Origin of the sequence: Aeromonas sp. FDAARGOS 1410 (assembly GCF_019048745.1) — a bacterium.
In the GTDB taxonomy this organism is placed as follows: Bacteria; Pseudomonadota; Gammaproteobacteria; order Enterobacterales; family Aeromonadaceae; genus Aeromonas; species Aeromonas jandaei.
Genome location: NZ_CP077401.1, coordinates 3,973,814 through 3,988,998, shown reverse-complemented (window position 1 = coordinate 3,988,998; position 15,185 = coordinate 3,973,814). Strand labels below are relative to the sequence as shown.

General features: G+C 60.6%; 5 protein-coding genes, 5 tRNA genes and 2 riboswitches. Of the genes, 9 read left to right on the top strand and 1 reads right to left on the bottom strand.

Features of this window, described 5'->3' with window-relative positions:
* The first annotated feature begins 127 nt into the window (after positions 1-127).
* A riboswitch (cyclic di-GMP riboswitch) is annotated at positions 128-215 on the top strand.
* A 106-nt stretch (positions 216-321) separates the two neighbouring features.
* The 8 genes from I6L40_RS18530 (at position 322) to I6L40_RS18495 (ending at position 9,262) form a co-directional block, all read left to right on the top strand.
* Positions 322-2,922 carry a glycosyl hydrolase family 18 protein gene (locus tag I6L40_RS18530; protein ID WP_071912954.1) on the top strand — a complete coding sequence of 867 codons (2,601 nt, stop codon included), beginning with the start codon at positions 322-324 and terminating at the stop codon, positions 2,920-2,922.
* A gap of 72 nt (positions 2,923-2,994) precedes the next feature.
* A complete protein-coding gene (locus tag I6L40_RS18525; RefSeq protein ID WP_216994692.1) occupies positions 2,995-5,976 on the top strand; it encodes a M66 family metalloprotease in 2,982 nt (993 codons plus the stop codon).
* Between the two features lie 79 nt (positions 5,977-6,055).
* Positions 6,056-7,972, top strand: coding sequence for a glycoside hydrolase family 19 protein (locus I6L40_RS18520; protein ID WP_216994691.1), 1,917 nt, complete (start codon positions 6,056-6,058; stop codon positions 7,970-7,972).
* 738 nt (positions 7,973-8,710) lie between these two features.
* Positions 8,711-8,786 (top strand) — tRNA-Ala (locus I6L40_RS18515).
* Positions 8,787-8,814: 28 nt separating this feature from the next.
* Positions 8,815-8,890 (top strand) — tRNA-Ala (locus I6L40_RS18510).
* A 63-nt stretch (positions 8,891-8,953) separates the two neighbouring features.
* Positions 8,954-9,029 (top strand) — tRNA-Ala (locus I6L40_RS18505).
* 48 nt (positions 9,030-9,077) lie between these two features.
* Positions 9,078-9,153 (top strand) — tRNA-Ala (locus tag I6L40_RS18500).
* Positions 9,154-9,186: 33 nt separating this feature from the next.
* Positions 9,187-9,262 (top strand) — tRNA-Ala (locus I6L40_RS18495).
* Positions 9,263-9,430: 168 nt separating this feature from the next.
* Here the strand turns inward: I6L40_RS18495 and I6L40_RS18490 are convergent.
* Entirely contained in the window at positions 9,431-11,617 is a 2,187-nt protein-coding gene (locus I6L40_RS18490; protein WP_071912959.1) for an ExeM/NucH family extracellular endonuclease, read from the bottom strand.
* 295 nt (positions 11,618-11,912) lie between these two features.
* Positions 11,913-12,001, top strand: a riboswitch (cyclic di-GMP riboswitch).
* Between the two features lie 116 nt (positions 12,002-12,117).
* Here I6L40_RS18490 and I6L40_RS18485 point away from each other — a divergent pair.
* The gene (locus tag I6L40_RS18485) at positions 12,118-15,144 is read left to right on the top strand and encodes a glycosyl hydrolase family 18 protein (protein ID WP_071912962.1); all 3,027 of its coding nucleotides are present in this window, start codon (positions 12,118-12,120) and stop codon (positions 15,142-15,144) included.
* Positions 15,145-15,185: the final 41 nt, after the last annotated feature.

Genomic DNA, 15,185 nt, shown 5'->3' with positions numbered 1-15,185 from the left:
GGAATAATCCTCACCATATCGAGCCAGTTCCCCTGAAACGAGTCCCATCACCTGTCATTTTTACTAGGTAGCACTTCGCAAATCGCCCCCCTATAGTCGAGGGGCGATTTTTTTTGTCGCGAATGAAGTGTGTTAAGGGCAAACCGGTCGAAAGGCCGGGACGCAAAGCTTCCGGTCTAAGGGTCAGCAGTACCTAAGATAGCGGGGCCACCACAGGTTGTTGCGCTCCTTTTGCCAAGGAGGAGCACTGCTGTCTGCGTTACCTGTCAGGCGCGTCGCCCTTTTCGTTGCAAACAATAACGAAATAGGGAAATACAACAAATGCCAAGTCCAAAACCTACCTTGCTGGCCCTTGCGGTCGGTCTTTTCTGTACCTCCGCCGCTTACGCGGCTGCGCCCGGCAAACCCACCATCGGCTGGGGCCCCACCAAGTTCGCCATTGTCGAAGTCGATCAGGCGGCAACCTCCTACAACAATCTGGTCAAGGTGAAAGATGCCGCCGATGTGGAGGTGAGCTGGAACCTCTGGAGCGGTGAAGTTGGCCAGACTGCCAAGGTGCTGCTCGATGGCAAGGAGGTGTGGTCTGGCCCCTCCGCCGCCGCAGGCACCGCCAAATTCAAGGTGAACAAGGGGGGCCGCTACCAGATGCAGGTGGCCCTCTGCAATGCCGACGGCTGCACCCTCTCCGACAAGAAGGAGATAGTGGTCGCCGATACCGATGGCAGCCACCTTGCACCGCTCAAGGCTGCGCTGCAGGAGAACAACAAGCCCTACGCCAACAAGTCCGGCAAGGTGGTGGGCACCTACTACGTGGAGTGGGGCGTCTACGGGCGCAAGTTCACCGTGGACAAGATCCCGGCACAGAACCTGACCCACATCCTCTATGGTTTCACCCCCATCTGTGGCGGGGATGGCATCAATGACAGCCTCAAGGAGATCGAGAACGGCAACAGCTTCCAGGCGCTGCAGCGTGCCTGTGCCGGCCGGGCTGACTTCAAGGTGGCGATCCACGATCCCTGGGCTGCCGTCCAGATGCCGCAAAGCGGCCTGACCGCCTATGACGAACCCTACAAGGGCAACTTCGGCGCCCTGATGGCGCTCAAGCAGGCCTACCCCGATCTCAAGATCCTCCCCTCCGTCGGCGGCTGGACCCTCTCCGATCCCTTCTACTTCCTCGGCGACAAGAGCAAGCGCGATACCTTCGTCGCCTCGGTCAAAGAGTTCCTGCAGACCTGGAAATTCTTCGATGGCGTGGACATCGACTGGGAGTATCCGGGCGGACAGGGGGCCAACCCGAAACTGGGCAGCCCGAGCGATGGTGCAACCTATGTGACCCTGATGAAGGAGCTGCGCGCCATGCTCGACGAGCTGGAGTCGCAGACTGGTCGCAAGTATGAGCTCACCTCCGCGGTTGGCGCCGGTTACGACAAGATTGAAGATGTCGATTACCGCGCGGCCCAGCAGTACATGAGCCACATCTTCATGATGACCTACGACTACAACGGCGCATGGAGCAATACCGAGCTGGGTCACCAGACCAACCTCTACGCGGCGAGCTGGGATCCCAACACCAAGTACACCACCGACAAGGCGGTCAACCTGATGCTGGCGCAGGGGGTTGACCCCGGCAAGCTGGTGGTCGGTGCCGCCATGTATGGCCGTGGCTGGACTGGCGTGAGCGGCTATCAGGGCAACAACCCCTTCACCGGCAAGGCGACCGGCAAGGTGAAAGGCACCTGGGAAGATGGCGTGGTCGATTACCGTGACATCGTCAACAACCGCATGGGCAGTGGCTGGGAGAAGAGCTACGACGAGGTGGCCGAGGCTCCCTATCTGTTCAAGGCTTCGACCGGTGATCTCATCACCTATGACAACGACCGCTCGGTCAAGGCCAAGGGGCAGTATGTGCTGGCCAACAAGCTGGGTGGCCTCTTCTCCTGGGAGATCGATGCCGACAACGGCGACATCCTCAATGCCATGCACGAGGGGCTGGGTCACGGTGAGGGAACCACTCCGCCAGCCAACAAGCCGCCGGTGGCCAACGCGGGCAGCGATCTGAGTGTCACTGGCCCGATCGAGGTGACGCTGAACGGCTCCGCGTCCCACGACCCGGAAAATGGCGCCCTCACCTATAGCTGGAAGCAGGTCTCCGGCCCGCAGGCTGCCCTGCTGGATGCCACTCAGGCCAAGGCCCGGGTTGTACTTGATGCCGTGTCTGCCGACATCAATCTGGTGTTCGAGCTGGCAGTGACCGACGACCACAACCTCACCGCCCGCGATCAGGTGGTGGTCACCAACAAGGCGCCACAGCCCAACCTGCCGCCACTGGTGAGCCTGCCGGCCACCGCCTCCGTGGAGTCCGGCAAGCAGGTGACCCTCAAGGCGACCGCGTCTGACCCGAACGGCGATCCGCTCACCTATCAGTGGACGGTGCCGGCCGGCCTCACCGCCAGCGGTCAGAACAGTGCCACTCTGGTGGTCACTGGCCCGAACGTCACCAGCGATACCGCCTATGACCTGAGCCTCACCGTCTCCGACGGCGCGCTGGATGCCAGTGCCGCCACTCGTCTGACGGTCAAGCCGGTCAGCGGTGGTGGCGGTTGCTCGGCCACCGACCCTGATGCCGCCAACTGGCCTGCCTGGCAGGCGAGCAAGGTTTACAACGGTGGTGACAAGGTGAGCCACAACCAGCTGGTGTGGCAAGCCAAGTACTGGACTCAGGGCAACGAACCGAGCCGCACTGCCGATCAGTGGACGCTGGTGAGCAAGGTGCAACTGGGGTGGGATGCCAATATCGCCTACAACAGCGGTGACCTGACCAACCACAATGGTCGCCAGTGGAAGGCCCAGTACTGGACTCGCGGTGATGAGCCCGGCAAGGCTGCGGTCTGGCAGGATGTCGGCGCCGCCAGCTGCAAGTAATACCTCCCGCTTGATGACAGGGGCATGGCGACATGCCCCTCCTTCCCGGTAGCCATCAACACGAGAAAATAAATGACTACATACATGACCCCGATAGCCGGCCTCATTATGGCAACGCTGGCGGCACCCCCTTTGTCTGCTGGCAGCGCGCCCCTGATATTCAATGACACGACCCCGCAAAGCGATCTGGCGGGCAGCCTGGCTGCCAGAGTGCAGTTTGCCCAGAGCCAGATCCTGCCATCCCATCCCAAGGAGGGGGATCGCCAACCCATCCTGACCAGCCTGCGCAAGAGCTTGCTGCTGGTGCAACCGCTCCAGGCCGACGGGGTGACCCCCATGATGGTGGAGGCCCGTGACGGCAGCGGCAAGCTGCTTGGCACCCTGACCTTGTCACCGCCGTCAGCGCTGCCAGAGACGGTCTACCACCTCGCGGGGGTTCCCGAAGGCGGAGTGAGCTTCGTCCCGGAGAGCGGCACCACTGCCATCATCAGCAGCAGTGCTGATTTGGCCAAACTGAGCGACAAGAGCGGCGCCTTCCTCAAGGATCGACTGAGCGGGCGTGCGCTGGTGGAGATCCAGACCGCCGACGGCCGTTGGGTTCGGGATATCTATCTGCCCGTGAGCCCGGAGCTGGAGGGCAAGATGGTGCGCTTCCGTTCCAGCGCAGGCTACAACTCGACAATTTTCTATGGCGAGCGGCAGGTGACGCTCTCCCGTGGCCAGACCCTGCAGTTCAAGTTTGCCAAGGGGCAGTGGTTCCGTGAGGGGGAGCTGGAGAACAACCGCATCACCTATGCCCCGGATACCTGGAGTGGCGAGCTGCCCGCAGAGTGGATCCAGCCCGGACTGAGCCTCTCCGTTCGTCAGGGCAACCTCACGGGTGAACTGCGTGACATCAGGGTCGGTGCCCCCGGCGAGCTGCTGCTGCACACCATCGACATCGGCATGCTTACCACGCCGCGGGATCGCTTTGCCTTTGCCAATGACAAGGAGGCCCATCGCGAATACTTCCAGACCATCCCGGCCAGCCGGTTGATCGTCAGTCAGTATGCGCCGCTCTCCCTGCCTGAGGTGATGCTGCCCAATGGCACCTTGCTGACCGATTTTGACCCGAGCGAGGGGGGGTGGCATGGCGGCACCATGCGCCAGCGCATCGGCAAGGAGCTTATCTCCCACGGCATCGACAATGCCAACTACGGCATCAACAGCAGTGCCGGTGAAGGGGAGGGGAGCCATCCCTTTGTGGTGGCCCAGCTGACGGCGCACAACAGCCGCGGCAAATATGCCAATGGGGTTCAGGTGCACGGTGGCTCCGGTGGCGGTGGTATCGTCACACTGGATGATTCGCTGGGCAACGAGTTCAGCCACGAAGTGGGCCATAACTTTGGCCTTGGCCACTATGTGGATGGCTTCCGTGGCTCGGTTCATCGCAGTGCCGATCAGCTCAACTCCAGCTGGGGCTGGGACAGTGACAAACACCGTTTCATCCCCAACTTCTCGCCGACCCGCACCAATGAGGATGCCTGTCTGGATGGCCAGTGCCAGCCACCGTTCGATGGCCGCAAGTTTGGCTACGATGCGATGGCGGGCGGGAGCCCTCTCTCCGGCGCCAACCGTTTCACCCTCTATACCCCCAATTCCGCCGCCATCATCCAGCGCTTCCTGGAGAGCAAGGCGGTGTTCGATGCCAACTCGGCCACCGGCTTTAGCAAGTGGAACAGTGCGACGGCCAGGATGGAGCCCTATCAGCACACAATCGAGGGGATCGAGAAGGTCGATGCCCCCATGGATGCCCTGAGCGAGGCCGGACTGAGTGCCCTGCTGGCGGATTACGGCTTGGTCAGGGTCGCCATGTGGGACGGTCGCTGGACTCGTGATATCCGGGTGCCGATTGCCTCTGCGGACAACCGGGGGCGCAGTCTGACCATCGATCACGGGGCCGGTTACAACAGTCGCCTCTTTATCAACGGCAAGGAAATTGTGGTGAACCGGGGCTTCAAGAAGAGCTTCACCTCGGATGGCCAGAGCTGGGTGGAGGTCTCCCCCATCGATACCAAGGTTGTGCGCAAGCCCGAGCAGTTCGGCGTGCCGGTGACCACCCTGGTGGGCTATTACGACCCGCAGGGGAGTCTGCCCAGCTACATCTATCCGGCGCTGCACGGCGCCTACGGCTTCACCTACCCGGATGACAGCAACACCCTGTCCGGCAGTGACTGCCAGTTGCAGGTGGAGACCCGCGATGGTCTGCAGCGCTTCAGGCTGGCCAATCACCGGGCTGCCAGCAGCGTCATGAACAAGTTCCACATCAACCTGCCCACCGCCAGCGAGCCCGGCCGCGCCACCATCCAGTGCCGTGGCCAGACACTGGTACAGCAGAGCTTGCTGCCACCACAGCAGTCACTCTCCTTTACCGTCAACGGGCGGCCGCTGGAGCAGGGCGTGGTTGAGAACCAGCCTCCGGTGGTGACCGTACCGGCGCATCTCGGCGGCATCGGCGGTGAGTGGCTGACCGTCACTGCCGAGGCGAGGGATCCCGAGGGGGATGCACTCAGCTACCGCTGGCACTTCCCGGCGGGCTGGCAGGCGGAAGGCGAGACCAGTGCCAACCTGCGTCTGCTGCCGCCAGCAGTCACCACCAGCGAGCAGCATGAGCTGAGTGTGAGCGTCTCGGACGGGGTACACCAAAGCGAAGGGCGCATCGTGCTGACGCTGGATCCCGTGGTCGACGGCTCTTGCAACACCACAGATCCGGAAGCGGCCAACGTTCCCGCATGGCAGGCCAGCAAGGTCTACAACGGCGGTGACAAGGTGAGCCACAACCAGCTGGTATGGCGTGCCAAGTACTGGACTCAGGGCAATGAGCCGAGTCGCAGTGCCGATCAGTGGGCGCTGGCGAGTCAGGTTGATCTGGGCTGGAGCGCCGCCGTTGCCTACAGCGGCGGGGAGCTGACCAACCACAACGGCCGTCGGTGGCAGGCCAGGTGGTGGACTCAGGGTAATGAGCCGGGCAAGCACGGCGTCTGGCTGGATGTCGGGGCGGCAAGCTGCCGTTAAGCCGGGATCCCTATGATGGTGGCGGGGTCTTATGAGGCCCCACCTTTTCTGCTGAAAACCTAGACAGAGAGCAACAATAATGAAAAAAAATCGCATATCCCTTCTGCTTGCCGGCTTGATGCTGAGCGGCCACCTGTGGGCGGCCGAGGCATACGACATCAACAAATCCTACCCGGGCGGCAGCCAGGTCAATTACAACGGCCAGGTTTTCGAGGCCAAATGGTGGGTCAACCCGGGTCAGACTCCGGGCATGGCGGCCGCCAATGAGTGGGATACCCCGTGGAAGCTTGTCGGCGAAGGGGAAGTGACCCCGCCGGATACTGGCGGCGATGACAAGCCCAATCCGCCGACGCCAACCCCGCCGGATGGCAGCACAACCCCCGTCTATATGAGCCAGGCCGAGCTGGATGCCAAAGAGAAGGCGCTGACCGACTTCCCGGCGATGGAAGCGGTCAAGGCTTCCATCGCTACCCGGGACAATCTGGTGGTCGAGGCCGTGCTGCCGGGCCGTGCCGACAACCCGGGCAACGTCAAGCGGGTCGAAAGCCTGCTGAGCGAGGGGCAGTTCAACTACCTGTTCCCGCTGCGCGCCCCCGAGTACACCTATCGCGGCCTGTTGCAGGCGGCGGCCAAGTTCCCGGCCTTGTGCAGCGACTACAGCGATGGCCGCGATGCCGATGCCATCTGCCGCAAGACCCTGGCGACCATGTTCGCCCACTTCGCCCAGGAGACTGGCGGCCATGAAAACTGGCGCCCGGAAGCCGAGTGGCGTCAGGCGCTGGTCTACGTGCGCGAGATGGGATGGAATGAGACCATGCGCGGCGGTTACAACGCCGAGTGCCGTCCCGATGTGTGGCAGGGTCAACAGTGGCCGTGCGGTACGTTCGATAATGGCGAGTTCAAGAGCTACTTTGGCCGCGGCGCCAAGCAGCTCTCCTACAACTACAACTACGGCCCCTTCTCCGAGGCGATGTTTGGTACGGTGCGCACCCTGCTCGACCGTCCCGATCTGGTGGCAGACACCTGGCTGAACCTGGCCAGCGCGGTGTTCTTCTATACCTATCCGCAGCCGCCCAAGCCCTCCATGCTCCATGTCATCGATGGCACCTGGCAGCCGAATGACCATGACAAGCAGAACGGTCTGGTGCCGGGCTTCGGGGTCACCACCCAGATCATCAATGGTGGGGTGGAGTGCGGTGGCCCGGTCGAGCACGCCCAGTCCCAGAACCGCATCAACTACTACCGCGAGTTTGCCAACTACCTCGGGGTGGCGGTGCCATCCGACGAGGTACTGGGTTGCAAGAACATGAAGGTGTTTGACGACAAGGGCGCCGGTGCCCTGCCCATCTACTGGGAGCAGGACTGGAGCTATGTGGCAGAGAACCCCAACGGCGGCAAGAGTTACGCGTGCAAGCTGGTGGGGTACCAGACCCGTTTCAGCGCCTTCAAGGAGGGGGATTACAGCCGCTGCGTTCAGCACTTCTATCCCGAAGTGGTGATCGAGGATAACGGCGGTGGCACCAACCTGCCGCCGGTGGCCAATATCACCGGCCCGGCGCAGGCGGAAGGTGGCAGCAAGGTGACCCTCTCCGGCCAGCACTCCAGCGATCCGGAAGGCAAGCCGCTCACTTATGCCTGGACTATCCCGGCCGGTGCCTCTGCGCCTGCGCTGGATCAGATGACGCTGGAGTTGACTCTGCCCAAGCCGGCCAGCGATACCAGGCTGGAGATCAAACTGACGGTCACAGATGAAGGTAATCTGAGTCGCAGCACCACCCATAGCCTGCTGGTGAAAGGAGAGGAGGGGGGCGTAACGCCGCCTGAATATCCAGCCTATAAAGAGGGGACTCCCTACAAGGCGGGCGAGCGGGTCAGCAACGGCGGTGCCAGCTACGAGTGCAAACCGCACCCCTACACCGGCTGGTGCGCCGGTGCGGCCTGGGCTTACAAGCCGGGCAAGGGAACCGCGTGGAGTGATGCCTGGATCAAGCTGTGATCCGGCATTAAGCCGAAGCAATAAAAGATGGGGCCTGCGGGCCCCATTCTTGTTTGGTGGAGTTCAGGTTTGGCCGTGGAACATCTGGCCCGGACAGGACAGCGCCTCGAGAGGGCTGTGTGATGATGTGTGTGTTGTAGTTTTATTACGTTTTCCGTGAAAGGCTTTCAGCAATTACTTGCCGTAGCGGAAGTAGTATTCACGGGTAGACGGAGCGTAGGTATCTTTCTCGACTACGCCGCTTTTTCTGGTTGCACCGCGCAGGTGGAACAGAACTGCCAGATTCTCGAACATGGTTTCACCTCATATCTCTGTTGGTTTGTTACTTTGTGTGACCTGGGTCACGGTTTGATCCTATGGCTATTTGTGAGCCAGATCAACTTTGCGTGTTGTAAATTTACATAAATCATGGAAAGGGTTTTCAAATTCAATCCTCTTTATGGAAAGGCTTTCGTGAACCGCCTCCTGCTGGGCGCTTCTGCCTTGCCATCTCGTAGAGCGCCCTCTCCTGCAGTGATGACTGGGTGAGTGGTGGCAGAGGCTGTGGTGTTGCGACCAGCACGCCAAAGCGCTGGTTAAACAGCGGGATTACGGGCATTTAGTCGATAAAAACAACGACTTGCTGCAATTTTGATTAAACGCGCCAATCGGGGTGATTTTAGGGTTGACAGTGAAGCGGGTGATGCCTATCATGCGCCTCCGTTGCCGGAGATAACTTCGGTGGCGCCGAGGTGAGTTGGGGTTATAGCTCAGCTGGGAGAGCGCTTGCATGGCATGCAAGAGGTCCGCGGTTCGATCCCGCGTAGCTCCACCAAATTCTCCTCGAACAATCTGGAATCAAAGGGGTTATAGCTCAGCTGGGAGAGCGCTTGCATGGCATGCAAGAGGTCCGCGGTTCGATCCCGCGTAGCTCCACCAGGTTCCTGATTGAAATGAAGTACCCAGGGCAGTGCGGTGTGTATCACCCAAGCCGACCTTTGTGGGGTTATAGCTCAGCTGGGAGAGCGCTTGCATGGCATGCAAGAGGTCCGCGGTTCGATCCCGCGTAGCTCCACCATTGTTGAGGATGAATGGCCGCCAGAACCATTCATTCAGTGCCGAATTTGGGGTTATAGCTCAGCTGGGAGAGCGCTTGCATGGCATGCAAGAGGTCCGCGGTTCGATCCCGCGTAGCTCCACCAAATTCAGAGTGACGTCAGTCATTCACACACATCGGGGTTATAGCTCAGCTGGGAGAGCGCTTGCATGGCATGCAAGAGGTCCGCGGTTCGATCCCGCGTAGCTCCACCATCTTTCGTAAAGAAAGTAGAAAAGGCCACCGCATTGCGGTGGCCTTTTTGTTTTCTCAGGCATTTATTTTCCCCATGCTTTCCTGCCTTTCATTTGCAAATCAAATGGCCAAAACTGAAAAGCCCGCGGATATCGCGGGCTTTTGGCTACTTTCAAGCGGGTTACCGGTTAGCGCCGACGGCGCCAGGCCAGCGGCAGCAGGGCCAGTAGGCCGAGCCCCAGTGCACCACCGCCACTTGAGCCGTGGTCCGGTTTGACGGCATCACCCTTCATTTTCAGATCGACGATGATGGGGTCGTGGTCGGAGGCGCTGAACGGATTATCCGATTTCAGCAGGGTGCCGGTGTACTGGTTGCCGTACTCGAACAGGTTGCTCTCGAAGGAGTTGATGTGCCAGTCGGCCACGTTCGCCACCTTGCTGGCCAGCGCCGGATTGGCGAGAGCATAGTCGAGGGTGCCGAGTTCGCTGTCATAGCTGTAGGAGATGGCTTTTTCCTTGTTGAACTTGACGTTGAGATCGATCAGGCCATAGCTGCGAGTCACCTCGCGACCGAGCTGTTCATAGGACTGGTCACCGATAAAGGTATGAGAGGCCGAAACAATCTTGCGCTCGCTGGCAGCCGGGTTGTAATCGGTCAGCACCCGGATCGGATCTTCTTTGGCGTAGGAGTTGAAGTCACCCACCAGCAGCACCTGTCCCGGCAGCTTGCTGACCGCTTCACCCAGCACCTTGGCCGCACTCACGCGGAACTCGGTACACTTGCCCTGCAGGTCGGCCGGTTCTGTCTTGCCATCGCCGTTTTCATAGCAGCCCGACCCCTTGGACTTGAGGTGGTTGACCACCAGCGTCAGCGGATCCTTGCTGCCAGCGACGGTAAAGCTCTGCACCAGAGAATCGCGCTGGCCGGCGGTTTTGGCCACGCCTCCCGTGGTATAGCGCTGCTCTGGCATGCGGATGACATTGGCCTCGCTAGCCGGGGTGAGCAGGGCAGGGCGATAGATCATGGCCACCATGATGGCGTCGCCACCGAAGAATTTCTCGCTGGTGAGCAGGCTTGCTGGCAGGCGGACATAGGCGTAGCGCTTGTTCGCATCCTTCTGCTGCTCGTTGAGGCGGGTCACCAGATTGTTGATGGCGGAGTTGTCGCCAAAGCCATTGTTCTCCATCTCCATCAGGCCGAGCAGGTCGGCATCCATCTCGGTGATGGCGTTGACGATCTTGGTGCGCTGCTTCTCGAAGTCGGCCTGACTCTTGGCGCCGCGGTTGCACCCTTTGGCGTTGTCGGCATCCGCCTGATCTTTGCACAGCACGTTGAGTGCGCCGCCAATGCTGGAGTGGCTGGTGAAGTAGTTGAGCACGTTGAAGCTGCCAATCCGCAGATCGCTGCCTGTGGCCCGGGCGGGTGCCGGCTGGCGGTCATCTTCCGGTGTACGCAGCAGGGCGCCGGTGCTCAGGGTGACATCGCTGGGTACTACCAGACGGAAGGCATCCTTGTTGTAGACAATGACCCCCTCCAGCCCGGTCAGTTGATCACCGATACGCAGATAGCCCTGATCGGCATCCCAGCTCGGGAACCAGGGTAGTACGCCATCCGGCGCCTTGTAATCAGACTCGACCACCAGCCGGTTGCTGCCATTTTTGGCGGCCAGAGCGACCGCTTCCGGGCTGCTGGCAATATGGAGCTGGGTCGGCTTGAGCAACGGCGCCTTGTGGGAGAGCTCGACGTTGTTGCGATAAACCTTGTAGTCGAAACCGTAGTTGCGGGTCAGGTGGAGATCGCTGCTGCTGTCGAGCCGTACCCGCATCCCTTCGTGGCGATTGAGCGCCTGCGCCAGCGTCTCCCCTTCATTGACCTGCAATACGCTGGTCGGCACATTCAGCCCTTGTGCGGTGACCTGCAAGTTGGCCTTTTTGGTGGCTTTGTCGACAAACGGGGTCAGCTGGGTGCCGCCGTAAAACTCTTGAACCTGCGCTTCCAGACAGACTTCGCTCCCCGGTTTGACGTCTTTGTATTTGGTTGCCATATCGTTCAGATAGACAAAGATGCCATCGGAGGTCGCCGGATTGCCATCTCCCGCCGGATCAGTCAGATAGAAGCCTTTGGTCAGACTCTGGCCTAGGGTGGTGACGACACCGCGCACCATGAAGGTACCCGGACTGATTTTTCCCGTGATGGTGCCGTTTTTATCGGTCACGGTGTCGGTCGCGAACTGGCTCCCTGAGCCTGTTCCCTGAATAGTCGGAATGGGGGTGAGTTGCGCCGGATCGGATGGGCAGACAAATGCCGCATGGGCGCCGGGGGCAGCGAGGGCCAGCCCCACGGCCAGAGACAGTAGGGTGCGAGTACCTTTCATAAGTGTTCCTTTTTTATTTTTGCCAGTGTTTCCATAGCCCTGGTCGCTGACCAGGGGCGCGCATTGTCACATTTTCGGCATATCGTACCAGTGAGCCAACGCACATTACCGGGATACAAATGAACGCAACTTGGCGTTTTTTGACTTGGCTAACACTCTGAAATTACTGATAAAACACTTACCAATGGTCGTGGTGGGAAAGTGTGATCCCGCTGGCAACCACATATTTTTCTCCGAGAATGAAGATTGAGACTCGGCAGCATGCTTTCTATACTCGGCTTGTTCCTCACGGAACCCAGGTAAAGGGCAAACCGGTTGAAATGCCGGGACGCAATACCTCCGGTCTTCCGATCAGACGATGATCCAGATAGCGGGGTTTCCCCGGGTGAAGAGGCAGTGTGCGGCGAGTCCATGGCCGGTAGTCTCCCTCCCTTCACGCAGGTTGCGCTTGTGCTTTGCCTTGGTCACCAATGCCAAGACAAAACAAGGAAGATAACAATATGCAACAGTTCCTGAGGCCCAGCCGGCTTGCCGTGCTGGTGGCTATCGCTGCCATGCCCGCCTGGGCGCAGGCAGCCTATCCCGCCTACAAGGCCGGTACTGCCTACAAAGCCGGTGACATCGTCAGCAATGCCGGCGCCCTCTATGAATGCAAAGAGTTCCCCTACTCGGGTTGGTGCGGGGCATCACCCTATCACTATGAACCCGGTATCGGGGTGGTCTGGGCGGATGCCTGGAAGCTCTACGGCGGCGAAGTGCCGCCACCGGCGCTCGGCGTGGCCGTCAGCTCTCCGGCTGCCGGTGCCAGCTTTAACGAAGGTGCCAGCGTTGCGCTGGCGGTGATCCTGAGTGGCCCGGTGACGGCGCTGGTTCGGGTGGAATACCTTATCGACGGCAAGCTTGCTGCCACGGCCAGCGCCTCGCCCTGGGGCGCCAGCTGGAGTGCTGCGGGCGTTGGGGCGCACGCCCTGAAAGCGCGGGCACTGGATAAGGATGGCAAGGTACTGAGCGAGGCGGATTCGAGCTTCAACGTCGCTGCCGTGGTGGCGCCAGAGGCGCCCAAGGTGAGCATCAGCAGCCCGGCCAGTGGTGCCAAGGTAACGCTGGGTCGCAGCGTGGCGGTGAACGGCAACGTCACCGATGCCAACAACGATGTGGCCAAAGTCGAGCTGTTTGTCGATGGCAAGAAGGTAGGGGAAGACAATGCCGCCCCCTGGCAGGTCAACTGGACGCCCGATGCCAAAGGCAGTGCCGCCCTCAAGCTGGTTGCCACCGACAAAACCAATCTGAGCGGCGAGTCGGCGGCAGTGAACGTCACTGTCGAGGAGGCCGCGCTGCCACCATCCGGTGGCAACCTCTCCTGCGATATCCGCCAGATCTATCGTCCTGATGGCTACGAGTGCATGGGGGATGACCATGCCCGCAGGGTCATCGGCTACTTCACCTCCTGGCGCACCGGCAAGAATGGCCTGCCCGCCTATCTGGTGAGTGACATTCCGTGGAGCAAGATCACCCACATCAACTACGCCTTCGCGGCGGTGGACGAGCAGAGCCACACCATCAAGGTGGATGACTCGGCGACCAAGATGACCTGGGATGGCGTGCCGGGTGCCGAGATGGATCCGGAGTTTGCCTACAAGGGGCACTTCAACCTGCTGTCGAAGTTCAAGAAGCAGTATCCGGACGTGAAAACCCTCATCTCGGTCGGGGGCTGGGCCGATACGCGCGGCTTCTACACTGCCACCACCAAGGGCGACTGCTCGGTCAACACCGATGGCATCAATGCGCTTGCCACGTCGGCGGTGAGCTTCATCCGTCAATACGGTTTTGACGGGGTCGATATCGATTACGAATACCCCACCTCCATGAAGGATGCGGGCAACCCCAACGACTTCCCGCTCTCCAACCAGTGCCGCGGCAAGCTGTTTGCCAACTACAAGGTGATGATGCAGACCCTGCGCAGCAAGCTGGATACAGCGGGCAGCGAGGATGGCCGCAAGTACATGCTGACCATCGCCTCGCCAGCTTCCGCCTATCTGCTGCGCGGCATGGAGAACTTCCAGGTCACCCAGTACCTCGACTATGTCAACCTGATGACCTACGACTTCCACGGTGCCTGGAACCACTTTGTCGGCCACAACGCCGCCCTGTTTGACAACAAGGCAGACGCCGAGCTGGCGCAGTGGGGCGTCTACACCCAGAAAGAGTTTGGCGGCATCGGCTACCTCAACGCAGCCTGGTCTGCTCACTACTTCCGTGGTGCGCTGGCGGCCGGCAAGATCAACGTGGGTGTGCCCTATTACACCCGCGGTTGGCAGGGGGTCAGCGGTGGCACGCACGGTCTGGGTGGCAAGGCAGCACTGCCGAGCCAGAGCAATTGCCAGCCGGGTACCGGTGGCGGCACCATTCCGTGCGGTAACGGGGCGGTCGGCATCGACAACATCTGGCACGATCTGGACAAGAACGGCAAGGAGATCGGCGGTGGCGCCGTCCCCATGTGGCATGCCAAGAACCTGGAGCACGCAGCCGATTTGGGGATCACCACCATGCCGAGCTACGGGCAGGCCTGGGGTCTGGATCCCAACAACCCGGCCCACGTGATGCAGGGCAAGTATGTCCGTTACTACGACGACAAGGCTCATGCCCCCTGGCTGTGGAACGAGGAGAAAAAGGTGTTCCTCTCCACCGAGGATGAGGAGTCCATGGGTCACAAGCTCGACTACATCGTCAATCGTGGTCTGGGTGGCGTGATGTTCTGGGAGATGGCGGGTGACTACGCCTACGATCCGGTGAAAAAAGAGTACGGCATGGGGGATACCCTGACCACGCTCGCCTACGACAAGTTTGCCAAGGCGACCAAGTACAACACCAAGCAGAACGATCTGGCAGCTCCGGCGGCCCAGCTCGACATCGCGGTGAGCCTCTCCGGCTTCAAGGAGGGGGATTCCAACTATCCGATCAACCCGACCCTGAAGCTCACCAACAACTCGACCCAGACCATTCCGGGCGGTGCCCGCATCGAGTTCCTGGTGCCAACCTCTACCTCTGACACCATCACCGACCAGAGCGGGATGGGGCTGAAAGTGGTGGAGAGCGGCGGCAACCAGAACTCCGACGGGATTGCCAACGAGAAGGATTTCCACAAGGTGGCTCTGACGCTGCCGACCTGGAAAGCCTGGACGCCGGGCAGCGATGTGGAAGTGGCGATGACCTACTATCTGCCGGCCGCTGGCGTGCCGAGTGGCATCCGCATCATCAGCGGCAGCCAGACCGCGGGTCTCAAGGCCGAGTTCCCGACCCTGCCGGAGGCCGTATTGGGCTCGGGCGGTGGTGAGGGCGGTGCGACCTGCAGCAGCCAGAACATCAATCCGGCAGCCTACAAGGCTTACCCGACCTGGCCGCAAGGGGATCATGCCAATGCGGGCGATCGCATCACCCACAACAAGGTGGTGTGGCAGGCCAACTGGTGGACCAGCAGTGAACCCAAGGCCACCGATGGCAGCTGGAAGTCTGTCTGTAGTTATTGATTTTTAAATCAAGGAGATAAGTGAGGCTTAGGCCTCACTTT